Origin of the sequence: Streptomyces hoynatensis (assembly GCF_003626535.1) — a bacterium.
GTDB classification, from domain to species: domain Bacteria; phylum Actinomycetota; class Actinomycetes; order Streptomycetales; family Streptomycetaceae; genus Streptomyces; species Streptomyces hoynatensis.
In genome coordinates this window covers 165,163-189,129 of record NZ_RBAL01000008.1, presented here as the reverse complement: position 1 = coordinate 189,129, position 23,967 = coordinate 165,163, and the positions used below count along the sequence as shown (strand labels likewise).

The 23,967-nt window shown below is 74.9% G+C and carries 22 protein-coding genes; 7 read left to right on the top strand and 15 right to left on the bottom strand.

All coding sequences use genetic code 11. The features are described from left to right. Window positions 1–45: 45 nt before the first annotated feature. Genes rhaS through D7294_RS16040 form a run of 4 tightly spaced genes read right to left on the bottom strand, consistent with a single transcriptional unit; the run spans window position 46 to window position 4,939 of the window. Window positions 46–1,203: a rhamnose ABC transporter substrate-binding protein gene (gene rhaS, locus D7294_RS16055; RefSeq protein WP_120680195.1), complete on the bottom strand. Its 1,158-nt coding sequence runs from the start codon at window positions 1,201–1,203 to the stop codon at window positions 46–48. Continuing rightward, entirely contained in the window at window positions 1,190–2,299 is a 1,110-nt protein-coding gene (locus D7294_RS16050) for an ABC transporter permease (RefSeq protein ID WP_120680193.1), read from the bottom strand. Before D7294_RS16050 ends, rhaS begins: the two co-directional genes overlap by 14 nt. Then, entirely contained in the window at window positions 2,289–3,416 is a 1,128-nt protein-coding gene (locus D7294_RS16045; protein ID WP_120680191.1) for an ABC transporter permease, read from the bottom strand. Before D7294_RS16045 ends, D7294_RS16050 begins: the two co-directional genes overlap by 11 nt. Beyond that, window positions 3,413–4,939 (bottom strand): sugar ABC transporter ATP-binding protein, encoded by a 1,527-nt coding sequence (locus D7294_RS16040; RefSeq protein ID WP_120680189.1) that lies wholly within the window; start codon window positions 4,937–4,939, stop codon window positions 3,413–3,415. Before D7294_RS16040 ends, D7294_RS16045 begins: the two co-directional genes overlap by 4 nt. 273 nt (window positions 4,940–5,212) lie before the next feature. On the opposite strand from D7294_RS16040, the gene opcA reads away from it, so the two are divergent. Together opcA and D7294_RS16030 are read left to right on the top strand one after the other, a co-directional pair. Continuing rightward, window positions 5,213–6,346 carry a glucose-6-phosphate dehydrogenase assembly protein OpcA gene (gene opcA / locus D7294_RS16035; protein WP_120680187.1) on the top strand — a complete coding sequence of 378 codons (1,134 nt, stop codon included), beginning with the start codon at window positions 5,213–5,215 and terminating at the stop codon, window positions 6,344–6,346. A 180-nt stretch (window positions 6,347–6,526) separates the two neighbouring features. Next, on the top strand, window positions 6,527–6,868 hold the full coding sequence (locus tag D7294_RS16030; RefSeq protein ID WP_120680411.1) for a VOC family protein: 342 nt from the start codon (window positions 6,527–6,529) through the stop codon (window positions 6,866–6,868). 131 nt (window positions 6,869–6,999) lie between these two features. Here D7294_RS16030 and D7294_RS16025 read toward each other — a convergent pair whose 3' ends face one another. Further along, the gene (locus tag D7294_RS16025; protein WP_120680185.1) at window positions 7,000–8,160 is read right to left on the bottom strand and encodes an SGNH/GDSL hydrolase family protein; all 1,161 of its coding nucleotides are present in this window, start codon (window positions 8,158–8,160) and stop codon (window positions 7,000–7,002) included. Between the two features lie 165 nt (window positions 8,161–8,325). On the opposite strand from D7294_RS16025, the gene D7294_RS16020 reads away from it, so the two are divergent. Next, complete coding sequence (locus tag D7294_RS16020; RefSeq protein ID WP_241562400.1) at window positions 8,326–9,033, top strand: TetR/AcrR family transcriptional regulator; 708 nt, start codon at window positions 8,326–8,328, stop codon at window positions 9,031–9,033. 105 nt (window positions 9,034–9,138) lie between these two features. On the opposite strand, the gene D7294_RS16015 is transcribed toward D7294_RS16020, so the two are convergent. Next, the gene (locus tag D7294_RS16015) at window positions 9,139–10,185 is read right to left on the bottom strand and encodes an Lrp/AsnC family transcriptional regulator (RefSeq protein WP_120680183.1); all 1,047 of its coding nucleotides are present in this window, start codon (window positions 10,183–10,185) and stop codon (window positions 9,139–9,141) included. Window positions 10,186–10,333: 148 nt separating this feature from the next. Here D7294_RS16015 and D7294_RS16010 point away from each other — a divergent pair, with 148 nt between their 5' ends. Together D7294_RS16010 and D7294_RS16005 are read left to right on the top strand one after the other, a co-directional pair. Further along, on the top strand, window positions 10,334–11,623 hold the full coding sequence (locus tag D7294_RS16010) for a metal-dependent hydrolase family protein (RefSeq protein ID WP_241562415.1): 1,290 nt from the start codon (window positions 10,334–10,336) through the stop codon (window positions 11,621–11,623). A gap of 26 nt (window positions 11,624–11,649) precedes the next feature. Then, window positions 11,650–13,329, top strand: a complete 1,680-nt coding sequence (locus D7294_RS16005) for an AbgT family transporter (protein WP_120680181.1) — start codon at window positions 11,650–11,652, stop codon at window positions 13,327–13,329. A 109-nt stretch (window positions 13,330–13,438) separates the two neighbouring features. Here D7294_RS16005 and D7294_RS16000 read toward each other — a convergent pair whose 3' ends face one another. Both D7294_RS16000 and D7294_RS15995 read right to left on the bottom strand, forming a co-directional pair. Continuing rightward, window positions 13,439–14,050, bottom strand: coding sequence for a hypothetical protein (locus tag D7294_RS16000; RefSeq protein WP_147450842.1), 612 nt, complete (start codon window positions 14,048–14,050; stop codon window positions 13,439–13,441). A 243-nt stretch (window positions 14,051–14,293) separates the two neighbouring features. Beyond that, the gene (locus D7294_RS15995; protein WP_120680178.1) at window positions 14,294–15,370 is read right to left on the bottom strand and encodes a terpene synthase family protein; all 1,077 of its coding nucleotides are present in this window, start codon (window positions 15,368–15,370) and stop codon (window positions 14,294–14,296) included. A gap of 285 nt (window positions 15,371–15,655) precedes the next feature. On the opposite strand from D7294_RS15995, the gene D7294_RS15990 reads away from it, so the two are divergent. Continuing rightward, on the top strand, window positions 15,656–16,714 hold the full coding sequence (locus D7294_RS15990) for a polyprenyl synthetase family protein (protein ID WP_120680176.1): 1,059 nt from the start codon (window positions 15,656–15,658) through the stop codon (window positions 16,712–16,714). 83 nt (window positions 16,715–16,797) lie between these two features. Here D7294_RS15990 and D7294_RS33215 read toward each other — a convergent pair whose 3' ends face one another. From D7294_RS33215 to D7294_RS32255, 3 genes are all read right to left on the bottom strand, one after another. Continuing rightward, window positions 16,798–16,992, bottom strand: a complete 195-nt coding sequence (locus D7294_RS33215; protein ID WP_241562399.1) for a hypothetical protein — start codon at window positions 16,990–16,992, stop codon at window positions 16,798–16,800. Window positions 16,993–17,084: 92 nt separating this feature from the next. Next, window positions 17,085–18,173: an ABC1 kinase family protein gene (locus D7294_RS15985; RefSeq protein WP_241562398.1), complete on the bottom strand. Its 1,089-nt coding sequence runs from the start codon at window positions 18,171–18,173 to the stop codon at window positions 17,085–17,087. 38 nt (window positions 18,174–18,211) lie between these two features. Beyond that, a complete protein-coding gene (locus D7294_RS32255; protein WP_174248357.1) occupies window positions 18,212–18,466 on the bottom strand; it encodes a hypothetical protein in 255 nt (84 codons plus the stop codon). Between the two features lie 391 nt (window positions 18,467–18,857). Here D7294_RS32255 and D7294_RS15980 point away from each other — a divergent pair, with 391 nt between their 5' ends. After that, on the top strand, window positions 18,858–19,409 hold the full coding sequence (locus tag D7294_RS15980) for a TetR/AcrR family transcriptional regulator (RefSeq protein ID WP_206619512.1): 552 nt from the start codon (window positions 18,858–18,860) through the stop codon (window positions 19,407–19,409). Between the two features lie 83 nt (window positions 19,410–19,492). Here D7294_RS15980 and D7294_RS15975 read toward each other — a convergent pair whose 3' ends face one another. The 4 genes from D7294_RS15975 to D7294_RS15960 all read right to left on the bottom strand — a co-directional run bounded on the left by D7294_RS15975 (window position 19,493) and on the right by D7294_RS15960 (window position 23,850). Continuing rightward, window positions 19,493–20,089: a TetR/AcrR family transcriptional regulator gene (locus tag D7294_RS15975; protein WP_120680172.1), complete on the bottom strand. Its 597-nt coding sequence runs from the start codon at window positions 20,087–20,089 to the stop codon at window positions 19,493–19,495. Window positions 20,090–20,233: 144 nt separating this feature from the next. Continuing rightward, window positions 20,234–21,034, bottom strand: a complete 801-nt coding sequence (locus D7294_RS15970; protein WP_120680405.1) for a DeoR/GlpR family DNA-binding transcription regulator — start codon at window positions 21,032–21,034, stop codon at window positions 20,234–20,236. A 69-nt stretch (window positions 21,035–21,103) separates the two neighbouring features. Next, window positions 21,104–22,459 carry a GntT/GntP/DsdX family permease gene (locus tag D7294_RS15965; RefSeq protein WP_120680170.1) on the bottom strand — a complete coding sequence of 452 codons (1,356 nt, stop codon included), beginning with the start codon at window positions 22,457–22,459 and terminating at the stop codon, window positions 21,104–21,106. After that, on the bottom strand, window positions 22,456–23,850 hold the full coding sequence (locus tag D7294_RS15960; RefSeq protein WP_120680168.1) for a homoserine dehydrogenase: 1,395 nt from the start codon (window positions 23,848–23,850) through the stop codon (window positions 22,456–22,458). Before D7294_RS15960 ends, D7294_RS15965 begins: the two co-directional genes overlap by 4 nt. Window positions 23,851–23,967: the final 117 nt, after the last annotated feature.

The following is a 23,967-nucleotide window of genomic DNA, read 5'->3' as shown; positions in this document are numbered from 1 at the left end:
CCGGACGGGCGCCGGCGCGCGTGGCCGCGCGGGCCGGCGCGCGGGTCAGAACGCGTAGTCGTCGATGTTGTCCGCGGTGAAGATCGTCGGGGGGCCGAGGACGATCTCGCCGTCCGCGCCGATGGTGTACTCGCCGAGTTCGCCGGCGGTGAAGGTCTCGCCCTCGGCCCCGGTGATCTGTCCCGAGGCGAGGGCCGCGCCGGCGTAGGCGGCGAGGTAGCCGAGGTCGGCCGGGTCCCACAGGGCGAACTGCGCCACCGTGCCGTCGTGGACGAACTCCCGCATCTGGTCGGGCGTGCCCAGGCCCGTCAGCGCGACCCGCCCGCCGTACTCGGAGCCGGAGAGGTACCGCGCCGCGGCGGCCAGCCCGACGGTGGTCGGCGAGATGATGCCGGCCAGGTCGGGATAGGAGCTGAGCAGGCCCTGGGTCTCCTGGAAGGACTTCTCGTCCTCGTCGTTTCCGTAGGCGACGGTGACGAGTTCGATGCCGGCGTACTCGGGCTTCTCCAGCTCCTGTTGCATCAGCTCGATCCACGCGTTCTGGTTCGTGGCGTTCGGCGTCGCCGACAGGATCGCGATCTGGCCGCTGCCGCCGATCTCCTCGGCGATCAGCTCGATCTGGGTGCGGGCGATGTCCTCCGCGGTGGCCTGGTTGACGAACAGGTCGCGGCACTCCGGGCTGGCGTCGGAGTCGAAGGTGACCACCCTGGCCCCGGCCGAGCGGGCGCTGTTGAGGGCCCCGCACACGGCGTTGGGGTCGTTGGCCGAGGTGACGATGACGTCGGTGTGCTGCTGGGCGAGGGTGTTGAGGTAGCTGACCTGGGAGGAGGCGCTGGCCTCCGAGGGGCCGACCTCCTTGTACTCGCCGCCGAACTCCTCGACCGCCGCGTGGCCGCCCTCGTCGGCGACCGTGAAGTACGGGTTGTTGACCTGCTTGGGCAGGAAGGCGACGGCCAGGTCCTCGGCCAGCGGGGCGTTCGGGTCGGCGGTCGCCGTGGACGAGGCGCCTGCGCCCGCGTCCCGGTCGCTCTCGCCGTCCTCGCGGGTCGTGCCGGAACAGGCCGCGGTGGCCAGCAGCGCGCAGGCCGCGAGGGCGGCCACGCCCAGGCGCGCCGCGCGGCCGGGCGCCGCGGCCCGCCGTGGGCCGCGGGGGCTGTGCGGGGTGCGGGGAATGCGCGGGATACGCACACTACGCAGGGGCATCTTCGGTGTCCTCCCTCTCGGGCCGCTCCTGGCGGGGCGGTGCTGTCGGCTCGCCGGCCGGGGCGGCGCGCCCCGTCGCCGGCCGGGCCCGCGCCCTCGCGATCGCGTTCGGCACCACGACCGAGGCGATCAGCAGCGAGCCCGTCACGATGTCGAGGGTGTCGGCCGGAACGTCGGCCAGTTGGAGCGCGTTGCGCAGGGTGGCAAGCAGCAGCACGCCGAAGAACACGCCGGGCAGCGTGCCTCGCCCCCCGAAGATCGAGACGCCGCCGAGCAACACGGCGGCCACCACGGAGAGTTCGAGGCCCTGCCCGTTGTCGGCGCGGGCGCTGGCGTAGCGCAGGGTCCAGAAGACGCCGGCCAGCCCCGAGGTGGCGCCCGAGGCCACGAAGAGCCAGAACTTGGCGCGTGCCACCCGAATCCCGGCGAAGGCGGCGGCCTCCGCGTTGTTGCCCATGGCGTACAGGCCGCGGCCGAAGGGCGTGCCGTGCAGCAGGACCCCGAAGGCGACCGCGAGCAGCGCGGTCAGCAGCATCGCCCAGGGCACGGCGCCGCCCGGCAGCGTGCCGGCGACCGCGTCGGTCCACTCGAAGGGGAAGTCGGCCACCGCGTCGTCCCCGAGCACCACGAAGGCCAGGCCGCGGTAGGCGGCGAGGGTGCCGATGGTGACGGCGAGCGAGGGCAGCGCGAAGGCGGTCACGAACAGCCCGTTGACGGCGCCGAGCACCGCGCCGAGCGCCACGGCGAGCACCACGATCAGCTCCAGCGGCAGCCCCGCCACCCACAGCCGCCCCATCACGGCGCTGCACAGGCCGAGGGCGCTGGCCACCGAGAGGTCGATCTCGCCGGTGACGACGACCAGGGTCATCGGCAGGGCCACCAGGGCGACGGCGACGGCGTCGAGCAGCAGGAACCGCACGTTGCCCGCGGTGGCGAAGCCGTCCACGAGCAGCGCGGCCCCGAGGGCCACGAGCAGCAGGGCGAGGCCCACCGCCCCGTCCCAGCGCAGCAGGGGCCGCAGCGGCCCCGGGCCCGCGGCGCGGCGGGCCCGGCGGGCGCGCCGCGGGCGGGAGGCGTAGAGGGTGTCATGCGCCATGCGGGGCCTCCTTCGCCCTGGCCCGCCGCGTACCCCGCAGCGCGAGCACCCGGTCCAGGCAGATCGCGGCCAGGATGAGGCCGCCGTCGACGGCCTGCTGCCAGAAGGGATCGACGCGCAGCACGGTCAGCGCGCTGCCGATGGTCGTCAGCAGCAGTGCGCCGAGCGCCGCCCCGTACGCCGTTCCGCTGCCGCCGAAGATCGCGACGCCGCCGACCACCACGGCCGCGACGACCTGGAGTTCCATGCCGGTGCCCACGGTGGCGTCCACCGTGCCGAACCTGGCGGCGTGCAGGACGCCGGCGAGGCCGGCCAGCGCACCGCTGATCACGAAGGCCAGGAAGACCCGGCGGCCGACCCTGATCCCGGACAGCCGGGCCGCGGTGGGCTCCGAGCCGATGGCGTACAGCTCCCGGCCGGTGCGGTAGGAGCCGAGGAAGACGCCGACGGCCAGCAGCACGGCCGCCGCGATGAGCGCGAGCACCGGGACGCCGAGGACCGTGGCGGTGCCGAAGTCGAGGAAGCCGTGCGGCATGTCGGCGGCGTTGATCTGCTCGCCCGAGGCCCAGGAGTGGTCGAGGCCGCGGAACACGTAGAGGGTGCCGAGGGTGATGACGAGCGCGGGCACCCTGGCGGCGGCGATCAGCGCGCCGTTGAGCAGCCCGCAGGCGGCGCCGAGGGCGAGTCCCACCAGCAGCGCAAGCGGCAGCGGGGCGCCGGGCTGCGCGACGAACAGCTTGCCGGTGGCGAAGGCGGCCAGGCCGAGGACGGAGCCCACCGACAGGTCGATGTTGCGGGTGACCACGACGAGGGTCTGGCCCGCCGCGAGCACCACCATGACGGCCGCGCCGAGCAGGATGTCCTTCACGCTCTGGGCGGAGAGGAAACGGGAGTTGGCGAGGGTCGTGCCCGCGACCAGCAGCAGCAGCGCGAGCAGGACGCCCGTCTCGCGCGCCGCCCCGAGGCGCGCCGCCCCCCGGCGTCCGCCGGAGGGACCCGGCGCGCGCCCCCCGGCCGGGGGCGCACCGGAGGCGGGCGGGGCCGGGGAGGGGGAGGCGTTCTGGGCGGCCCGGGCGTCCGGGGAGGCCGGGGAGGAGTGCGCGTCGGCCGCCGTCATGCCCGCACCTCCCGCTGCCCGGTGGCCGCGAACATCACGGACTCCTCGGTGGCCTCGGCCCGCGGCAGTTCCGCGGTGATCCTTCCCTCGCGCATCACGAGCACGCGGTCGGCCATGCCGAGGACCTCTGGCAGCTCCGAGGAGACCATCAGCACGGCCAGGCCCTCGGCGGCCAGCCGCGAGATGATGCGGTGCACCTCCGCCTTGCTGCCCACGTCGATGCCGCGGGTCGGCTCGTCCACGATCAGCACCCGCGGCCCGGTGGCCAGCCACTTGGCGAGGACGAGCTTTTGCTGGTTGCCGCCGGACAGGGTGCCCACCGGGTCGCCGAGCCCGCCGTGCCTGACCCGCAGCCGCCCGGCCCACTCGGCGGCGAACCGGCGCTCGCGGCGGGCCGACAGCAGGCCGAGCCTGGCCAGGTGACGCAGCCGGGTGAGGGCGGCGTTGCGCTGCACCGACAGCTCCATCACCAGGCCCTGCCGGCGCCGGTCCTCGGGCACCAGCGCCAGGCCGGCCGCCACCGCCGCCGCGGGGGAGCCGGGGGGCAGCCGGCGGCCCCGCACGCGCACCTCGCCCGCGTCGTGCCGGTCCACGCCGAACACCGCCCGCACCACCTCGCTGCGGCCCGCCCCGACCAGCCCGGCCAGGGCGACGATCTCGCCGGCGCGCACGGTGAACGAGATGTCCTCGAAGACCCCGCGCCTGCCCAGGCCCCGCACGTCGAGCACCACCTCGCCCCGGGCGGCTCCCGCGCCGGGTTCCCTGGGGTAGAGCGCCGAGACCTCGCGCCCCACCATCCGCCGCACCACCGTGTCCACGGTGACGTCGGCGACGAGGCCGGTGGAGACCAGGCGGCCGTCGCGCAGCACGGTGACCCGCCGGCAGAGGGCGAAGACCTCCTCGAAGCGGTGGGAGATGAACAGCACGGCGGCGCCGCGCTCGCACAGCCCCCTGGTGACCGAGAAGAGCCGCTCGGCCTCGATGCCGGAGAGGGCCGCGGTGGGCTCGTCCATGACGAAGACCCGCGCGTCCACGGACAGCGCCTTGGCGATCTCGGTGAGTTGCTGGTCGGCGATGGACAGGCCGCGGGCCTGGCGGCCGGGGTCGAGGGCGACGCCGAGCCTGGCGAAGAGGCGGGCCGCCGCTCCCTCCATCGCGGCCCGGTCGATCCGGCCCAGCCGCCCGGTGGGCTGGCGGCCCATGAAGATGTTCTCGGCCACCGTCAGGTCGGGGAAGAGGGTGGGTTCCTGGTGGATGACGGCGATGCCGGCCGCCCTGGCCGCGGCGGGGTCGGCCAGGGCGACGGGGCGGCCGTCGAGTTCGACGTGGCCCGCGTCCGGCCGGTGCACCCCGGCCAGCATCTTCACGAGGGTGGACTTGCCGGCGCCGTTCTCGCCGACGAGGGCGTGCGCCTCCCCCGGGTACAGGGGGAGGGAGACGCCGCGGACTGCGGCGACGGGGCCGAAGGACTTGGTGACGTCGCGGAGGTGGAGGAGGGGTGGGGCGATCGCAGAACCAGCCATGGCACTCCTTGTTCCGCTCAGGTGTGAACCGCGCGTGAACGACCGGTGCGTGAAACGATTCAAGATCCGCGGAGGAAGATAGAGGCGGTCCCGGGAGGCGTCAAGGGGTCCCGCAGGCGGTCCCGCGGGCCCCGGGACGGGGGGTCCCGGCGGGGAATGAAACGGGCGCCGCCGAGCACTGATGCATACGCGGATACGATCCGGCGGGGGAGGAGCCACTCCCCGGCGTCCGCGCCGCGACGGAAGCCCTGAGGGAAGGAGTTGGCGGCGGGCATGAGCACCGAACTGACCGACACCACATCCAGCAAGATCAACGCGGCCATCGTCCGGGCCAGGCGGACGGCGGGCGCGCCGGTCGGCATGGTGCTGACGCTGGTCATCGTCACCGACGAGGAGAACGCCCACGACGCGCTGAAGTCGGCCAGGGACGCCTCGACCGAGCACCCCTCCCGCATCCTGGTCGTCATCCGCCGCCCCGCCAGGAGGACCGCCCGCCGCCCCGAGTCGCGGCTCGACGCGGAGGTCAGGGTCGGCGACGACGCGGGGACCGGCGAGACGGTGCTGCTGCGGCTGCACGGGGAGCTGGCCGCGCACGCCGACTCCGTCGTCCTGCCGCTGCTGCTGCCCGACGCGCCCGTGGTGGTCTGGTGGCCGGTGGACGCACCGGAGAACCCGGCGCGCGCCCCCCTCGGCACCCTGGCCCAGCGTCGCATCACCGACAGCTACGCCGTGGCCGAGCCGCTGGCGGAACTGGCCGCCCGCGCCGCCTCGTACACCCCGGGGGACACCGACCTGGCGTGGACCAGGCTCACGCCCTGGCGCACCATGCTCGCCGCCGCCCTCGACCAGACCCGCAACCGGACGATCACCGGGGCCACCATCGAGAGCGAACCGGAGAACCCGAGCGCCGCGCTGCTCGCCGGCTGGTTCGCCGACCGCCTCGGCGTCCCGGTGCGGCAGGTCGTCAACGAGGGGCCCGTGGTCACCGACGTCAGCCTGCACACACCCGAGGGCGACATCCACATCCACCGGCCCGAGGGCCCGGTGGCCCGCCTGTCCATCCCGGGGCAGCCCACCCGCACCCTGCCGCTGAAGGTGCGTTCCACGGCCGAGCTGATCGCCGAGGAGCTGCGCCGCCTCGACCCGGACGAGGCGTACGCCGGGGCGCTGCGCGCCGAGGTGGTTCCGCTGCCGGACCGGGAGGTCCCGGCCGGGGGCGGGGAGAGCGGGAAGCCGGCGAAGGGGAAGGCCGGGGAGACGGCCGCTGAGGCGAAGCCGGCGAAGCCGGGCGAGGCGAAGCCGGCGAAGGCGGGGGCGGGGCGCGGGCGCGCCGCGGCGCCGCGGCAGCGCGGCTCGGGCGAGTCCGCCGGGAAGGCCGGGTCCGCGAGCCAGGGGGCCGGGGACTGAACCCGCCGTGACCGCCGCGGGCCGCCGGCTCCGCGGCCCGCGGCGGAGGATGCGGCGCCCCGTACGCCGTCCGGCGGGGGCCGGGTCAGCCGCGGGGCCTGCCCGGGGCGCGGGGCTGCCCCGCCCTGGCCCGGCACACGGCCTTCGGGCGTGGCGGGACGGGGTGCGAGGATGGCGGACGTGGCGATCGAAGCAGTGGTCCTGCGGCAGCGGGTCGAGGATCTGGACGCGGCCGTGCCCTTCTACGAGAAGCTGACCGGAAGCACCGCGTCCCGGTTCGCCTTCGCCGGGGTCTCGCTGGCGAGCGTCGGACCGTTCCTCCTGTTCAGCGGCCCGGACGAGGCCGCGCAGCGCGTGGCCGGCGTGGCGGCCACGCTGGCGGTGGCGGACCTGGACGCGGCGGTGGAGGAGGCGGTGGCGGCCGGCGCCGCGGTGGTGGCTCCCGCGTCCCCCACGCCGAATGGCCACCGCGCCGTGCTGCGGCACCCCTGCGGCGGGGTCTTCGAGTACGTCGGCCCCTGACCCGCGGCCACCGCCGCGGCGGCGGGCCCGTGACCGTCGGCGGGCCCCTGGGCGGCGAGGGCTCCCTGGGCGGCGGGCCGGCCGGCGGCGGGCCCGCCGGGAGCAGGCCCCGGGCGGCGGGTGCCCGTGGCCTACAGCCGGTCGAGGTCCACGGCCTCCGCCATCGCCAGGTAGCCGGCGTCGCTCGGGTGCAGGTGATCGCCGGAGTCGTGGGCCGGGTCGAGGGCGTCCCCCAGCGCCCGGGCCAGGTCGGCGACGGCGTCGTACTCTCCCGACTCGCGTATCCAGGCGTTGACCGCCGCACGCGCCGCCTCCCCCTCCGGGGTGGAGAAGAGCGAGCCCCGCATCGGCGGCAGGGTCGCCCCCACCGTCCGCAGCCCGGCCGCCCTGGCCCGCCGGATCATGTCCAGGTGCCCGGCGACGACCTCCTGTGCCGTGACCCGGGGGTAGGGCGCGAGGACGGGGAAGGGGGAGTTGCCGTCCAGCCCGCCGAGGGCGATGTCGTTGATTCCGGCGAGGACGAGGACCGTCCCCACCCCGGGCTGTTCCAGCACGTCGCGCCGGAACCTGGCGGTGGCGCGCTCGCCGAGCCAGGGCGAGTCGACCGTCACCCGGTTCCCGCCGATGCCCTGGTTCAGCACCGCGCGCGGCCGGCCGGCCGCCGCGAGGCGCTCGGCGAGCCGGTCGGGGAAGCGCCGGTCGGCGCCGGGAGTGCTGCCTGTCCCGTCGGTGAGGGAGTCGCCGAGCACCACGATCCCGTCGCCTGGCCCCGGTGCCACGTCGACGCCGCTCAGGAAGTACCAGGACGCGGAGGCGGCGGCGAAGCCGGTGCCGCCGAGGTCGGCACGGTGGTCGCCCTCCGCCCGGTACGTCGTGGTCAGCGCCTGGGCGTGGTAGGTGGCGGGTCCCGAGGGCTCGGCCAGGTACAGCGAGAGCGTCACCCGGCTCAGCGCGCCGGCCGTCAGGGGCACCGCGTCGGTGGCCAGGTCCGCGCCGGCCGGGACGGTGAAGGCCGCCCTGCCGTTCACGGTCACCTCGTGCAGCGTCCCGGGCTCGACCGCGGCGCCGCCCGCGCCGGCGCCGAGGGTGAGGCCCGCCACCCGAAGCGGCGCGGTGCCGTAGCGGTGGGACAGGCGTATCCGCAGGCGCTCGCCGCCGATGCTCAGCCGCACGGTCTGGCGCAGGGTCTGGCCGGCGAAGCCCTCCTGGGACCAGTTGGGGGCGAAGCCGGCGCCGGGCCGCTGCGGGGAGGCGGTCCAGGAGGCGGCCCAGCCGTGCCGCGGGCCGCTCATGAGGCTCCCCCGGGGACCGGGGAGGGCCGGCCGGGGCCCGCCGCGCGGGCGGCGGGCCCCGGGTGCGGGTGAGGAATTTCCATGACTCCCTACAGTGTGGATTTAGTACACGGCGTTCAATAAACAACGCGCCGTATAGTAACCCAACGGAGTAGAGTGTCAAGGGTGAGCCAGACCACGAGCCGCCGCGCCCGCCTCCGCGAGCAGACCAGCACGGAGATCAAGACGACCGCGCTCAGGCTGATGGCGGAGGGAGGCCCCGACGCCATCTCGCTGCGCGCCATCGCCCGCGAGATGGGCATGACGGCCGGGGCGATCTACAGCTACTTCGCCACCCGGGACGAACTGGTCACCACCCTGGTCGGCGACGTCTACGCCGCGGCCGTCCAGGCCGCCGAGTCCGCCAGGGACGCCGTCCCGGAGACCGACCCGGGCGGGCGGATCGTGGCCTGGGCCCAGGCGATGCGCGCGTGGGCGCTGGCCAACCCCGAGGGCTTCCGCCTCGTCTACGGCGACCCGGTGCCCGGCTACCGGCCGCCGGAGGAGGGCCCGGCCAAGGAGGCCGGGCTGCGGGCCTGCACCAGCCTCATCGGCCTGGTCGCCGCGGCCTGGCCCACCGCCCGGGCGCGCCGGCCGGAGGAACGGGCCTACGACTGGGACGACTTCGACCCCGGCCTCGTCGCGCACGCCCGCGCGGACTTTCCCGGGCTGCCGCCGGAGGCGCTCGCCCTGGCGCTGCGGGTGTGGGGCCGCATGCACGGCCTGGTGGCCCTGGACGTCTACGGCCACCTGCGCCCCCTCGTCCGCGACTCGGAGGCGGTCTACCGGGACGAGATGCACGACCTGGTCGCCTCCCTCGGCCTCGCCCCCTGAGCCGCCGCGGGCCCGCGGGCTCTTGCGAGGACGGCGGCGGGCGGCGGCGCGCGAAGGCGGCGCGTGGACGAGGCGCGCGCAGGGGAGGCGCGTGAGGCGGCGGCCTCAGGCGGCGTGCCAGGTGTCCATGGGGACGGTCCGCACGCTGTGCCCGCGCCGGTCGAGGACCCGCCCGACGTGCTTGTGCATCCGCAGCACCACCGTGCGCTCGCTGATCCGCAGCCGCAGGTGGCCGAGTTCGCGGGTGAGATGGGCCTCCAGCGCGTGCACGTCGTGCAGGGCGCGCAGCCACACGTCCACGATCAGGTTGTAGGGACCGGCGGTCATCGTGCAGAACCGCAGCTCGGGCAGCGTCCGCAGGGCCGCGGCCGTGGCGTCGAGGTGCTCGGCGGGCACCGAGCCGAAGTAGACCGCCCACACCGGCCAGCCGGTCAGCGGCCTGGCCAGGCCGCAGCGCAGCGAGAGCCGTCCGCTGTCCACCAGCCGCCGCAGGCCCCGCCTGGTGGTGGCCACGCTGCTGTCGACCCGGCGGGCCAGCTCGGTCAGCGGCATCCGCCCGTCCGCGCCCAGCGTCACCGCGATCCGCCGCTCGATCGGCCGCAGCGGCTCCTCCGGCGGGCTCGCCGCGGGCCGCACCGGGCGCAGCCGCTCCCGCTGGGGGGCGGTCAGCGCCCGCAGCCGCCACTGGGCGCCCTCGGCGGGCGCGTCGGTGATGACGTGCAGCCGCGTGGCGCGCACCCCGGGCACCCTGGCCAGGCGCTCGGTCACGTACGCCGCGAGCGCGTCCAGGTCCACCGCCTGCACCAGGGCCAGCAGGTCGCGGGTGCCCGAGGTGTGCTTGAGGCTCACCACCTGCGCCTCGTCGCAGAGCGTCCCGGCGACCTCGGCCAGCCGGGCGCCCTCCACCACGATCTCCACCTGGGCCCAGGCCAGGTCGGCCCGCGCGGGGGAGAGGTAGCCGTCCACCCAGGCCGCGCCCGCGGCGTGCAACCGGTTCCAGCGGCGGGCCACCGTCACCGGATCGACGTCGAGCACCTCGCCGACCAGCGTCCAGGACGCGCGGGGCCGGATCTGCAGGGCGTGCACGATGGCCAGATCCAGCTCGTCCAGAGCGACGGAAGTGACCGGGGTGACCGATCCCTGCGCCTCCATGGGCGATCCATATCCTGCAACCACGGAACTCTCCTGGTCGAATCCGGCAATTTAATGGACATGCAACGTTCAGTACGGACGATATCGGCCACATCTTCCGAAGCCCAGAAGACAGGGACGCAGCCGAACGCAAGGAGCCGCAGTGTCAGTGGGAGGGCCGTACACCGGAGTGGATGCGCGCCGGGCCGAGCCGTTGGTGATCACCGGGGCGCGCCTGGTCGACGGCACCGGCGCCGCGCCGGTCGCCGACGCCGAGGTGCACACCGGCGAGCGCGGGGAGGTGACGTACGCGGGACCGGCCGCCGCCGCGCCGCCCAGGCCCCGGGGGGCGCGGCTGGTCGAGGCGGCCGGGCAGACCGTCCTGCCCGGCTTCGTCGACTGCCACGTCCACTTCGCGGTCGGCTCCTCCGCCGAGATCGGGCGGCGGTTTGCGGCCGACCCGACCGTGGAGGTGCTGCGCACCGCCGAGCGGATGCGCCGGACCCTGCACGCCGGCGTCACCACCGCGCGGGACCTCGGCGGGGCGCCGGCCGGTTTCCGCACCGCGGTCGCCGAGGGCCTGATCGAGGGCCCGCGCCTGCACACTGCCGTCCGCATCCTCGGCCACACCGGCGGCCACGCCGACTTCTCCGTCCCCCACGGCCCCGCCGGCCTGGACACCAGCGCGGGGCTCGGCGAGATCGCCGACACCGTCGACGAGGTCCGCGTCGCCGTCCGGCGGCTGCTGCGGGAGGGCGCCGACGTCATCAAGCTCTGCGCCACCGGCGGCATGGGCAGCCCCTACGACCAGCCCGACGACGAGGGGCTCACCGAGGAGGAGATCCGCGCCGTCGTCGAGGAGGCCGCGCGCCACGGCGGCCGCCCCGTCGCCGCCCACGCCCAGGGCACGGCCGGCATCCGCAACGCCATCCGGGGCGGCGTCACCAGCGTCGAGCACGGCTACGGCATCGACGACGAGGGCCTGGACCTGGCGCTTGAGCGCGGGACCTTCCTGGTGCCGACCCTGTCCACCACCTTCGACGGGCTGGACAGGTCCCGCATGGAGCCCTACCACTACGAGAAGAAGATCCGCTGGTCGGAGAAGACCAAGGTCAACATCTCGCGCGCCATCGAGCGCGGCGCCAGGATCGCCCTCGGCACCGACTCGGGCGTCTGCCCGCACGCCAGGAACCTCAGGGAGCTGATCCACCTGGTCGCCCTGGGCATGTCCCCGATGGACGCCATCGTCGCCGGCACCCGCACCGCCGCCGAACTCCTGGGCCTGGCCGACCTGATCGGCACCCTGGAGCCGGGGAAGGCCGCCGACCTCGTCGTCTGCGAGGGCGACCCGCTCACCGACATCGCCGCCCTCGCCGACCCGGACCGCATCAGGTACGTGGTGCAGCAGGGCGTCGTGCGCAAGGCGCCCGGGCCGCTCCCCGCCCACGCCGCGCGCTGACCCCCAGCCCGAAAGGTAACGCCAGCATGCAGGACACCCTCGTCCCGCCCTCCCCCTCCCCGTCGCAGCGGCGGGGAGCGCGGCTGCTCGACCGCGTCCTGGTCGGCATAGAGCGTGCGGGCAACCGCCTGCCGCACCCCTTCTTCCTGTTCCTCTTCCTCTTCGTCCTGCTCGCCGTGATCTCCACGGTCCTCGCCGCGTGCGACGCGAAGGTCACCGTGCCTGGCTCGGACGACACGCTGAAGATCAAGGGACTGCTCACCGGGGAGGGCCTGCGCTGGCTGCTGGAGAACCTGATCCCCAACTTCACCGGCTTCCCGCCGCTGGGCACCGTCCTGCTGATGATGATGGCGGTGGGCGTCGCCGAGCGGGCCGGGCTGCTGGAGGCCCTGGTGCGGGCGACCATCGCCAGGGCCCCGCGCGGCGCCCTGCCCTACGTGGTGGCGTTCGTCTCCTGCCAGGGCCACGTGATGAGCGACATCGCGATCCTGGTCATCCCGCCCCTGGCGGCCCTCGCGTTCAAGAGCGCGGGACGCAACCCCATCGCCGGACTCATCTGCGCCTTCGCCACCGTCTGCGCCGGGTACGCGGCCGGGTTCATCGTCGGCTCCCTCGACGCCCTCTACGTCGGCATCACCGAGCCGGCCGCCGCCGTGGTGCCCGCGGGCGCCGACGCGCCCACCCACGTCCTCATCAACTGGTTCTTCACCGCGGCGGCCAGCGCCCTGCTCGCCCTGGTCGGCGGCCTCCTGACCACCCGGGTCCTGGAGCCCAGGCTCCCGCAGCCGGTCGAGGTCCCCGCCGAGCCGCCCGCCGGGGCCGCCGCGGAGGGCGAGGCGCCCGGCCGGGACGGCGAGGCCGCCACCGGCGCCGCCGGGGAAGCGGCGGCCACCGCACGGGGCGCGGAAGCGGAGCAGGCCGCGGGCGCCGTGAGCACCGCGATCTCCCCGGTGGAACGCCGCGGGCTGCTGCTGTCGGGACTGGCCTTCCTGCTCTACGCCGCCGTGGTCGTCGTCGGCTGGCTGATCCCCGGCAGCCCGCTGCGCGGGGAGGGCGGGGCCCTGGTCAACTCCCCGGTCCTCACCGGCATCGTGCCGCTGCTCTTCGTGGCCTTCGTGATCGCGGGATGCGTCTACGGAGCCACGACCCGCAGCTTCACCAAGGCGGAGGACGTGCCGCGGACCATGGCCGAGTCCGTCACCAACATGTCCTCCTACATCGTGCTGATCTTCGCCATCTCGCAGGTCATCGGCGTCTTCAACTGGTCGGGTGTCGGCACGCTGCTGGCCGTCAAGTGCGCCTCGCTGCTGGAGGACGCCGGGCTGACCGGCTTCCTGGGGATCGTGCTCTTCGTGCTCGTGGTGACGGTGCTGAATCTGTTCATCACCTCGGGCTCCGCGCTGTGGGCGCTGATGGCGCCGGTCTTCGTGCCGACCTTCCTGCTGCTCGGCCTCGAACCCGCCCTCACCCAGGCCGCGTTCCGCATCGGCGACTCGGCCACCCAGATGATCACGCCGATGAACCCGTACCTCTTCCTCACGCTCGCCCTGCTGCGGCGCTACGAGCCACAGGCCCAACTCGGCACGCTGCTCTCGCGCCTGGCCATCTACGTGGTGCCCTTCCTGATCACCTGGCTGGCCGTGCTCGGCGTCTTCTACGGACTGGACCTGCCGCTCGGCCCGGGCTCCGACATCCACGCGCCCTGACCGGGCCCCGGCGCGCCCGCCCGGCGCGCCGGAGCCCGGGCGTGCGCGGACCTCCGCGGCCGCCGCCTTCCGGCCGGCCGCGGAGGTCCGCGCCGCGCCCGCCCGGGCCCTACCCGGGCCGGGACCCGGTCATCGTGCGCAGGATGCCGATCAGCGAGTCCAGCTGGTTCGCCAGGGCGTTCCACCGCTCGTCGTCGCGCGAGGGGGCCGGGGGCGGGGCGGCCGGCGGGGGAGGCCCGGGCTCGCGGGCCGCCGGCGCGGGAGCCTCGCGCTCCCTGGGCACCGGAGGGCGCCAGGGCGGCGGCTCCCACGGGGGAACGTGCGCCCAGGGCGGGTGCGGGCCCCAGGGCGGCACGTGCGCCCACGGGGGGTGCGGACCCCAGGGCGGCACGTGTGCCCACGGGGGATGCGGGGCCCACGGGGGCAGGTGCGCCCAGGGCGGGAGATGCGCCCACGGCGGCCCGTCGAAGAAGGGGGGACCCCAGTGCGGCGGGAACGCCCAGGGCGGCAGCCCGAGATGCCTCAGGTGCTCCAGGTGCCCGAGGTGCTCCAGATGCTCCAGGCGGTGGAGCGCCCAGGGCGGGAGGTGCGGGTGGTGCGCCCCGGGCGGGAAGGGCCAGTGGAGTTCTTCGTGCCGCCAGTGCCTGCGTCCGCTGTGGTCGACCACGTCGTCGAACGCCTCCTTGAGATCGTCCGTCACATCGCCGACCAGATCTCTCATGGTATTGGTCAGACTCTTTCCCACATCATCTTCCTTTCGATCGTCTTCGGTAATGACAGGCGGGGAATTCTCAAAAGTGGCGGACAATCCTCACTGTAGGCGGGGAAAACGAGAGCAAACAAGGGCGCGGGCAAAAAGCGGATGGGTGCACCGACCCGGCGTGAATTCGCGGCGGGCGCCGGGAATTTTGTGCCGGGGCGCGAAGCGGGTGGCGAGCGCGAGCGGCCGGGTTTTCCGGGGATCTCAGCCCAGTTCGGCATCCCACCACCAGGAAACCGCCGGGGTGAGGGGCGGGGCGGCGCGCGGGTCCCCCGGGCGTTCCGCCCACCGCAGCGAGGAATCGGCGGCGAACGGATCGGGCGCCCGGCCCAGGCTGAGATAGCGCGGCACCCGAAGCCCCCATTCGGCGTTCCCCCGGATGCCGTGACCCAAATCGCGTATGTAGGCCCTGAGTTCGGCGCCGGCCCCGGCCGCCACGCGGGGCGCGAGCCGCAGGAAGCGCAGGAGCACCCGGTCCCTGAGGGCTCCGGCCGCGGACAGCGCCTGGGGCAGGGCCAGGCCGTGGTGCCGCATGAGCACCGAGTAGATGTTCTGCCCGGTCTGGCCGCGCGACAGCTCCTTGCGCACGGAGTGGCGGTCGTTGTCCAGCGCGGCCACGAGGATCGCCATCTCCGTCAGCGCGCGCACCGCCGGGCTCTCCAGCTCCCGCGCCGGCACCTCGGCGCCGTCCGCGATCTCCAGCATCGCGAAGGTGGGCTCGCCCCCCGAGGCCAGCAGGCGCATGGCCAGGTAGTCGTCCAGGTCGGGGACGGTGCCGCGGGCCTCGTTGCCGATCTGCCACTGCACCCCGGCCAGCCAGGCGCGGTGGGCCTGGGCGAAGCGCCTGACCTGCACCGGGGTGCCGAGCTCCCGGAAGCGCCCCACGATCCGCCGCAGGGGCGGCACGAACCGCTCCCCGGCGTCGCGGGCGGTGGGGGACTCCACGGCCCGCTGCACCCGGCCGGCGAGGGCCGCGAACTCGCCGGGGCGGTCGCTCAGCGGGCCGCTGTCGCACCTGGCGTCGTCGAAGGCGAAGCCCCAGTAGACCCACAGGGCCGTCGCCAGCAGCCGCTCGTCCGCGGCGCCCGGGGCGAATCGTGCGTAGAAGTTCACGCTGTGCGTCGCGGTCACCCATCGGTATTCCTCGTCGGTGGCGCACATCCCGGACTCTTTGATCCATGCGTCCGCCTGCCGCTCGATCTCCTGCGCGCGCGGATGGATGGCGGGCTCCAGAGGGCAAAAAATGGGGGGCAATTCGATGTCTGCCTCGGGCCTGACCATGAGTGACCTCTTCGCAGCCGTGTCGTGCGCTGTCTGCCGAAATCTGGTCGGCTCCCTCGCGGAATATTCCGGCGAACTCCAGGCGCCACCCGAATTGATGGGAAACTGGCGCCGTATTCGAGGAGCATCACCCGTCGGGGTGACAGCATTCCGGGCGCCCTTGTGAGTGCTTCTCGGCGCGGCCTTTAATCGAGGCACCGCCCCCCGCCCGGCCGCTCTGCCGCCGTCGCCGCGGGCCGGCGAGATCCGGTGCGCCGGGCCTGGGAACGGCCGAGAGGAGCCCGCATGACGCCCGCGTCCCCCACCCTTTCCGAGCGAACTCCCTCAGCGCGGCGGACTCTCGGTCGCTGCCGCGCCCTGGTCCGCCCCTGCCTGGTGACCGCGCTCGACCGGCTGCACCCCGCGACCCGGCGGCTCGCGGTCTACGCCTGCGGCCTCGAGGAGGCCGGGCGGGCGCCGGCCGGCGGGGGCGGCGGCAAGGGGGTGCGGCCCGCGCTCGCGCTGCTGGCAGGCGAGGCGGTGGGCGGCGGCGCCGAGGCGGCCCTCCCGGCGGCGGTGGCCACCGAACTCCTCCACACCTTCAGCCTGATCCACGACGACATCCTGGACGAGGACGAGTGGCGGCGTCACCGGCCCACCGTGTGGAAGGCGTTCGGCACCGGGCCCGCGGTGCTGGCGGGGGACGCGCTGTTCGCGCTCGCCGTCGAGACGGTCAGTACCTCGGGGGCGGGCGACTGCGCCCAGGCCCTGCGGCTGCTCTGCGCGGCCCTGGACGGCCTCATGCGCGGACAGGCGCAGGACCTGCAGTTCGAGCAGCGTCCCTGGCGCGGCGGGGACGCGGTGCTGCCCGAGGAGTACCGGGCCATGGTGGGCGACAAGACCGGGGCCCTCTTCGGCGGGGCGGTGGCGCTCGGCGCGCTGCTGGCCGGGGCGGGCCCCGGCCCGGTGGCGGCCTTCGGCGCGGCGGGCAGGCAACTCGGCCTGGCCTTCCAGATCGTGGACGACGTCCTGGGCATCTGGGGCGACCCGCGCAGGACCGGCAAGCCCGTGGGCAGCGACCTGCGGCGCGGAAAGAAGACGCTGCCCGTGGTGGCCGTCCTGGCGGAGGGGGGCGCCGCGGCCCGCCGGCTCGCCGGCCTGCTGGAGGCGGGCGAGCTGGACGACGCCGGGGCCCGGGCGGCGGCCGCCCTGCTGGAGGAGGCGGGCGGCAGGTCGCTGGCGCTGGCCGAGGGCCGCCTGGCCCTCACCCGCGCCTACCGCACCCTCGCGGAGGTGCCCCTGGTGCCGCGGGCCTGGCGGGAGTTGACCGCCCTGGCCGACTTCCTCGTCGAACGGGCCGGCTGAACGGGCCGGCCCGGCGGGCGGCCCGGGTACGGGTGCCGCGGCGGCCGGGCGGGCGGGGGCGGCGGCCCGCGGGCCCGGCCGCCTCAGCCCTCGCCTGCCAGGTCCCGGAGCAGGCCGCGGAACTGCCCCGCGGCCGTCGGGATGCCGATGAGCAATTCCATCGCGGTGCAGGCCAGTTGCTCGGCCGAGGCGGACTCGCGGGCCAGGGAGGCCAGCACGGTGATCAGCTCGTCCCGGAAGACCTCGACGATCGACAACTCGGGCACGAGGCAGCGCACCGACCCCTCGATGTTCCCGAAGGACTTGCCGAGCAGGGAGATCGCCGGACTGGTGCTGATGCCACGCCTGGTCGAGCAGGTGAGGATCTTCGTCAGCGTGAGGCCGAAGTCCAGCTCCCCAGGGAGGCGTCGGCGATCTTCGGCACCAGCAGGGCCATGTCGTTCATGAACGCGCCCGGCTGGGCGCCTGGGGTGGCGTGCCCCAGCTCGGCCCAGGCGGCCGCCAGGCCGTGGCCGTTGTTCTGGGCGAGGTTGAGCAGGATGAGGACCAGGAGCATCCCGGTGCGCCGGTCGACCCGGCCCACCATGCCCCAGTCGATCAGGGTGGCCGGCTCGCCCGGGGCGACGAAGATGTTGCCCGGGTGCGGGTCGGCGTGGAAGAACCGGTCGACGAAGAAGCCCCGGTAGAGGAACGAGAGCAGCTCCCGGCCGATGGCCATGCGCTCGTCCAGGGTGAACGCCCCGGGGTCCGCGTGCCGGATCGACGTGCCGGGGGCCAGGCTCTGCACCAGCACCCGGGGCGTGGCGGTGAGGACCTCGGGCACCGTCAGGTGCTCGTACCCGGCGACCAGCCGGTGCGCGCGCTTCATGTTGCGCGCCTCGTTGGTGAAGTCGAGCTCGGGCTGCATCGCGTCGAAGATGACGCCGAGCATCGCCTCGGTGTCGATGAGGGAGCTGAAGCGGGGCGCCGCCCGGCCGACCAGGCGGGTCGCCCTGCGCAGGAACGCCATGTCCTGCGTCATCACCTCCCGGACGCCCGGCCGCTGCACCTTGACGACGGCGGCGGTGCCGTCCGGCAGGACCGCCCGGTACACCTGGGCGAGCGAGGCGGCGCCCAGCGGCTCCGTCACGTCCAGCTCCGCGAAGCGGTCCCGCCAGCCGGGGCCCAGCTCCTCCCGCAGCACCGGTTCGAGCCGGGAGAAGGGCAGCACGTTCGCGTGGTCGTGCAGCTTCGCCAGCTCGGGAAGCATGGAGTCGGGCACGACGTCGGGCCGGGTCGACAGGATCTGCCCCACCTTGATCCAGAACGGCCCCAGGCTCTCCAGCGCCTCGCGCACCCGGCGGGCCCGCGCCTGCGCCTGGGCGCCGGGCTCGCCGCGTTTGGCCACCGCCTCCCTGAGCTCCGCGGTCAGCAGCTCCCTGGCCACCCGGCCCACGAGCCGGCGGCGCGCTCCGCTCAACGCACAACTCCCCTGGCAGGAGATCCGGACGACGCGGCCTAGGAACGCGGCCCCGTCCCGGGCCCGGGGCCGCCGCCGTTCGCCGCCGCGCGCAGCACGTGCAGCAGTTCCTCGACCCGGTCCGCCAGGGCCTGCAGATCCACGGCCCCCGGCTCCTCGCCGCGCCCCTTCGCCCCCGCGGGCGCCGCGCCCGGGCCCGCGCGGCGCGCCCCGGCGCCCGCCTCGTGGGCTTCGAGCGCGCCCGTGGCCTCGCGGAGGAACCTCCACGCGATGTCGCCGAGAGTCTTCACCATGCCCCACTCGCCTCCGTGCCTCTTGCGCGCCGCGGGCGCCCGCCGGCCGCCCGCCCACCGCCCGGCCGGAATCCGCCGGGGGCGGCCGGCGGCCATTCCCGGTCACAGCACTAGCCCGATGCGGCGGCCGGAACACCTGGGGGAGCCGGTATTCCCCCGAACGGACGGAACGCGCCGGGGCCGGGAACCGGCGGCCCCGCTGGGCCCGGCGGCCGATGCCGCGCGGCCACCCGGGCCGGGAACCGCCGCGAAAGGAGTGAGCGGTCACTCATTGGCGGGGCGGGTGCTCACTCCCTACGGTGAGCCCATGACGGGAATCGAGGAACCGCGGAAGCCTGCGCGAAAAACCCGCAGCCGGGCGCCCGCCATGGAACCGGAGGAGCGCCGGCGCATGATCGTCGCCGCCGCGCTCCCGCTGGTGGCCGAGTTCGGGGCGAAGGTCACCACGGGACGCGTCGCCCGCGCCGCCGGCATCAGCGAGGGGACCATCTTCCGGGTCTTCGCGGACAAGAACGAGCTGCTCGATGCCGTCATGGCCGAGGCGGTGCGCCCCGACCACGCCGTGCGGGAGATCGCCTCCATTCCGCTCGACCGGCCGCTGGAGGAGCGTCTCGCCGAGGCCGCCGACGCGCTCGGCGCGCACCTGGGGCGCATGGGAGCGGTCGCGGGCGCGCTGCACGCCTCGGGGCACCTGCGGCGCGACGCCGGGCGGGAACGGCCGCCGCAGGAGGCGCGGGAGAACTCCATGGCGGCCATCAGGACCGCCGTCGCCGAGCTCTTCGGGCCCGAGGACCGGCTGCGGGTGTCCGGCGAGCAGGCCGCCGCGCTCTTCCTCGGCCTGCTCTTCACCCGGCCCCGCGCGGGGCAGGAGGTCAGCCTGGACACCGGAGAGCTGGTCGAGGTCTTCCTGCACGGCACCCTGGCGGGCGCGGACGGGCAGTGAACGCGGCCGGGCGCCGCGCGCCGGGAGCTCCCTGGGGCGCGGCGGGCCGCCGGGGCCCGGCCGCGGCCTGCGGGCCCCCGGCCTCAGCCCTGGGCCGGCAGCCGCATGCCCTCGATGAGGAGCGCGACCATGCGGCGCGCCTCGTAACGGGGGTTGTGCTCCGCGCCGATGCACAGGTTGCCGACGGCCAGCAGGAGTTCGTACGCGGTCACGTCGGAGCGGATCTCGCCGGCCCGCGCCGCGGCATCCAGGAGCCGGGTGCACACGGGCAGGAGGCGGTCGAGGAAGGAGGCGTGCAGCGTCTCGAAGTCGGCGCTGTCCGACTGCAGCGCCGCGGCCAGCCCGTGCTTGGTGACCAGGAAGTCGACGAAGAGGCCGATCCACTGCCGCAGCGCGGCGTGCGGGCTCGGGCTGCTCGCCAGCAGCTCGGGACCGGCCTCGGCGCAGGCCTCCACCTGGTGCCGGTAGACGGCGAGGATGAGGTCGGCCCGCTTGGGGAAGTGCCGGTAGATCGTGCCCGTCCCCACCCCGGCCCTGGCCGCGATGTCCCGCACCGGCGCCTCCACGCCCGAGGTGACGAAGACCGCGGCGGCCGCGTCGAGCAGCGACTTCTCGTTGCGCCTGGCGTCGGCGCGCTTGGGCCGGGCCACACCCTTGGCGTTCCCGGTGCCGTCCTTCATCGCGTCGCTCCCTCCGCCGCCGATCCTGCCGCGCGGCACGGGGTCCGTGACCCTGCGGTGCCGGAGCGAGGTTTCGCCTGCTCAGGATGCCAGGGCCCGTGGCCTGGGCCAAACCGCCCCCGGCCCGGGGCGGCGCCCGGGGCCTCAGGCGCCGGGCGCCCCGGCGAGGACCAGGTCGAGGCCGCCGGCGCGGATGCCGTCGGCGCCGGCCTCGGTCAGCCCCGCGTCCGTGACGATCACGTCGAAGGCGTTCAGCGGCGCCACCTTGTACATGCCGAAGGTGCCGTACTTCGAGGAGCCCGCCACCAGCACCGACTTGGAGGCCGCGGCCATCGCCGCCTGCTTGACGTCCACCTTGCGCTCGGAGGGCGTGGTCACGCCCCGGATCAGGTCCCAGGAACTGGCGCTGACGAAGGCGATGTCGAGGGCGAGCTGCCGCACGGTGGCCGCCGCGAGGCGGCCCACGCTCGACCTGTTGTCCGGCTCGACCAGCCCGCCGACGTGGATGACGTCCAGGTGCCTGGCGGCCGAGAGCTGCTCGACGGCCCCGAAGTCGTTGGTGACGACCGTGAGGCCCGCGCGCTCGGCGAGCGGGCCGACCATGGCGTGCATGGTCGTGCCCGCGTCGAGGTAGACGGTCATGCCGTCGCGCACCAGCGCCGCCGCCGCCTGGGCCATGGCCTGCTTCTCCGGCTGCTCCACCAGCGACTTGGCCTGGAAGCTCGGCTCCGAGTGCACCTGGCTGGCGATCCGCACGCCGCCCGCGACGGGGAAGACCAGCCCCTGCCGTTCGAGTTCGGCGATGTCGCGGCGCACCGTCATGTGGCTGACGCCGAAGAGCTGCGTGATCTGCTGCACGCTCAGCACGCCCTCCCGGCGCAGCCGTTTGAGCAGCAGATCACGACGCTGGTCCGGGATCAGCGGCGGCTTCTGGGCGGAGGTCATCGCCGCCTGCCCCTTCTGCTCCTCCAGCTCCACGGGTTCCTCGCTCTCCCTCCTGCGGGCTCCATCGCCTCAGCCGACCACTGTACTGAGCAGCAGGATGCCGCCGAGGCTCAGCAGCGACTGGATGGACAGCATCAGGGTCCAGGTGCGCAGGGTCTGCCCGACGCTCAGCTGGAAGTACTCCTTGAACAGCCAGAAGCCCGAGTCGTTCACGTGCGAGAGCATGACCGCCCCCGAGGCGGTGGCGAGCACCAGCAACTCGGGCGAGAGGCCCGGGTAGGCGCCCATCAGCGGGGCGACGATGCCGCTGGCGGCCGCGGTGGCCACGGTGGCCGAGCCGAGGCAGATCCGCAGCAGCGCGGCCAGCGCCCAGGCCAGCAGCAGCGGCGGCACGGACCAGGAGACGGCGTAGTCGGAGATCGCCTGGTCGACGCCGGTGGCCGAGAGCATCTCCTTGAGCGCGCCGCCCGCGCCGAGGATGAGGATGATCGCGCCGACCGTGCCCAGGCCCTTGGCGGCCATGCCCTGCAACTGGCCCCCGGGGAAGCCGGAGCGCAGGCCGAGCGCGAAGAAGGAGAACACCACCGCGGCGAGCAGCGAGAGCACCGGGTCGTCGCAGGCCTCGAAGGCGGTGTAGAGCCAGCTGCCCTCGCTCGCCTGGGCGGTGCCCAGGGTGCCGAGCAGCATCAGGGCCGGCGGCAGCAGCACCGTGAGCAGCGCCAGCGTGAGCGAGACCGGCTTGCGGGGGTTCTCCGGCTCCGCCCTGGTCTCCCGCACCGGGCCCTTGTCGAGGTCGGGCGCGGGGCCGAACCAGCGGCTCGCCACCCGGGTGAGCAGCGGTCCGGTGACCACGCCGATCGGCAGGCCGATGAGCAGGCCGTAGAAGAGGGTCAGGCCGGTGCTCGCGTCGTAGGCGGAGACGGCGAGGGTGGGGGAGGGGTGCGGCGGCAGCAGGCCGTGCGAGATGTACAGGCCGGCGGCCATCGGCAGGCCGATGTACAGCAGGTGGGAGTTCGTCCGCTTGGCCACCGCGTACACCAGCGGCACCAGCATCACGAAGCTGACGTCGAAGAGGTGGGGCAGCCCGATGAGCAGGGCCGCCGCGGCTATGGAGGCCGGTATCCACTGCACCGGCCGGCTGCCGAGGAAGGCGGTGGCGATGCGGTCGGCGCCTCCGGTGCCCAGCAGGATGCCGCCGAGGATCGTGCCGAGCCCGATGACGGGCCCGCTGTCGCTCAGCGCGTCGCCGAAGCCCGCCTCGAAGTGCTCCACGGTGGCCTCGGGGCCGATGCCGTTGGCGAAGCCGAGGCCGAGGGCGGCCAGCGAGAGGGCGAGGAAGGGGTGCAGCTTGAACTTGGTGATGAGGACGACCAGGACGACGATGGCCGCGCCGGCGAGCACCAGGTGCTGGGCGTTGTCGCTCACCGGGTCACCGCCGTGGAACGCCCGGCCTGCCAGGCCGCGCTCAGTTCGGGGTCCAGGCCCTGAAGGTCACCGAGGGTGAGGAGTTCGCCCGCCGCCAGCGGGCGGCGCAGCCTGGCGCCGGCCGCGAGGTAGAGCGGGGCGGCGTCGGCCGGGGCCTCGGCGGCCCGCAGCAGCACCGCCCGCACCCCGGCCACGTCGTGGTGGTGGCCGCCCATGGTCAGCTCGCTGCCCGCGGGCAGGTCCCGGTCGGCGCGGCCGGCGAGCACGGCCACCGGCCGCGGCGCGACGGCGCCCGAGGGGCGGTGGTGCAGCACCGCGGACAGCAGGGTGAGGGGGGTCTCCACGCCCATCAGGTGGTAGGGCAGGTAGATCGCGGCGTAGCGGCCGTCCCGGCTGAGGACGTGGCCCTTGCCCGCCAGCGTCCGCCAGGTTTCCGGGTCGTGGGTGCGGGCGACGGCGAAGACGCCGCCGGCGAAGGAGGCCTCGCCCGGCAGCCGGAGCGCGGTGAAGACGTCCACGGCGCCCGGCGCGCCGAGCACGCCGCCGTGCTCGCGCAGGGCGTAGACGTCGGCGAGCTCGGCGATGCGGGCGAGGGGGTAGTGCAGGCGCTCGGTGTCGGGGGCGAAGCCGGTGTTGTCGGCCACGACGGCCATCTCGCAGTAGTCGGCGGTGGCGCCTGACGGCAGCCCGGCGACGGCGTGCGCGCGGGCCCGGAGGGTGGCGCGGACGTCCTCGCCGAGGGTGAGCAGCCCGCCCAGCTCCGGGGCGGGCACGGTGGTGCCGAACTGGGTGGCGGTGCCGGTGGCGGGGTCGTAGACCAGGTCGTACTCGGTGGACTTGCCGATGGCGACGAGGTCGAGGCCCAGGGTCTGGGCCCAGGTGACCAGGCCGATGAGGTTCGCGGGCTGGTCGCCTTCCGCGGCGGTGTAGACGAGGCCGCGTTCCGTGGCCAGGCGGGCCAGGCTCAGGCCGGCCACGGAGTCGACCTCCTTGCTGACCATCGCCACGTGCCGGCCGGCGAGCAGGGCGGCACGGGCCATGGCGTGGCCGTCGCGGGGATGGCCGGTGGCCTCGACCAGGATGTCGTAGGCGACGCCGCCCGCGGTGCCGAGGAGGGCGGGCTCCGCGGTCAGCACGATGCGGCCGGCGCGGGCGGCCTCGGCCGCCGAGGCGGGGTCGGCGCAGGTGGCGAGGTCGGCCTCGGGGTAGCCCAGCTCGCGGCACAGGGCGTGCAGGCGGCCGGTGTCGCGGTCGCACAGCAGGGCGGGGCGCAGCCGCGGCAGGAGCCGGGTCTGGGCGAGCAGGGTGCGCGCGAAGCCGCCCGCCGCGCCGGTGAGGGCGTAGCTGACGGGTCTGTCGCCGGTCCCGGCGAACAGGTGGTGCAGGTTCATGGGGAAGGGCTCTCTCCGCTGAGTGCTCACATGATTTAACAGAAGCTATGCGTGTATTAACGTGCTCGTCAAGAGTGATAACTTTTCTTCACAGAGAGGCCGCGGCGGCACAGGTAT

Excerpts from the sequence above, each read along its gene's own strand:
- D7294_RS15980 (WP_206619512.1), top strand. The coding sequence starts at position 18,858 with ATGATCGTCGCCGCCGCGCTCCCGCTGGTGGCCGAGTTCGGGGCGAAG.
- rhaS (WP_120680195.1), bottom strand. The coding sequence starts at position 1,203 with ATGCCCCTGCGTAGTGTGCGTATCCCGCGCATTCCCCGCACCCCGCAC.
- D7294_RS16005 (WP_120680181.1), top strand. The coding sequence starts at position 11,650 with ATGCAGGACACCCTCGTCCCGCCCTCCCCCTCCCCGTCGCAGCGGCGG.
- D7294_RS16050 (WP_120680193.1), bottom strand. The coding sequence starts at position 2,299 with ATGGCGCATGACACCCTCTACGCCTCCCGCCCGCGGCGCGCCCGCCGG.
- D7294_RS15995 (WP_120680178.1), bottom strand. The coding sequence starts at position 15,370 with ATGGTCAGGCCCGAGGCAGACATCGAATTGCCCCCCATTTTTTGCCCT.
- D7294_RS16015 (WP_120680183.1), bottom strand. The coding sequence starts at position 10,185 with ATGGAGGCGCAGGGATCGGTCACCCCGGTCACTTCCGTCGCTCTGGAC.
- D7294_RS16025 (WP_120680185.1), bottom strand. The coding sequence starts at position 8,160 with ATGAGCGGCCCGCGGCACGGCTGGGCCGCCTCCTGGACCGCCTCCCCG.
- D7294_RS16000 (WP_147450842.1), bottom strand. The coding sequence starts at position 14,050 with ATGAGAGATCTGGTCGGCGATGTGACGGACGATCTCAAGGAGGCGTTC.
- D7294_RS15990 (WP_120680176.1), top strand. The coding sequence starts at position 15,656 with ATGACGCCCGCGTCCCCCACCCTTTCCGAGCGAACTCCCTCAGCGCGG.
- D7294_RS15975 (WP_120680172.1), bottom strand. The coding sequence starts at position 20,089 with ATGAAGGACGGCACCGGGAACGCCAAGGGTGTGGCCCGGCCCAAGCGC.
- D7294_RS15970 (WP_120680405.1), bottom strand. The coding sequence starts at position 21,034 with ATGACCTCCGCCCAGAAGCCGCCGCTGATCCCGGACCAGCGTCGTGAT.
- D7294_RS15960 (WP_120680168.1), bottom strand. The coding sequence starts at position 23,850 with ATGAACCTGCACCACCTGTTCGCCGGGACCGGCGACAGACCCGTCAGC.
- D7294_RS32255 (WP_174248357.1), bottom strand. The coding sequence starts at position 18,466 with ATGGTGAAGACTCTCGGCGACATCGCGTGGAGGTTCCTCCGCGAGGCC.
- D7294_RS16045 (WP_120680191.1), bottom strand. The coding sequence starts at position 3,416 with ATGACGGCGGCCGACGCGCACTCCTCCCCGGCCTCCCCGGACGCCCGG.
- D7294_RS16040 (WP_120680189.1), bottom strand. The coding sequence starts at position 4,939 with ATGGCTGGTTCTGCGATCGCCCCACCCCTCCTCCACCTCCGCGACGTC.
- opcA (WP_120680187.1), top strand. The coding sequence starts at position 5,213 with ATGAGCACCGAACTGACCGACACCACATCCAGCAAGATCAACGCGGCC.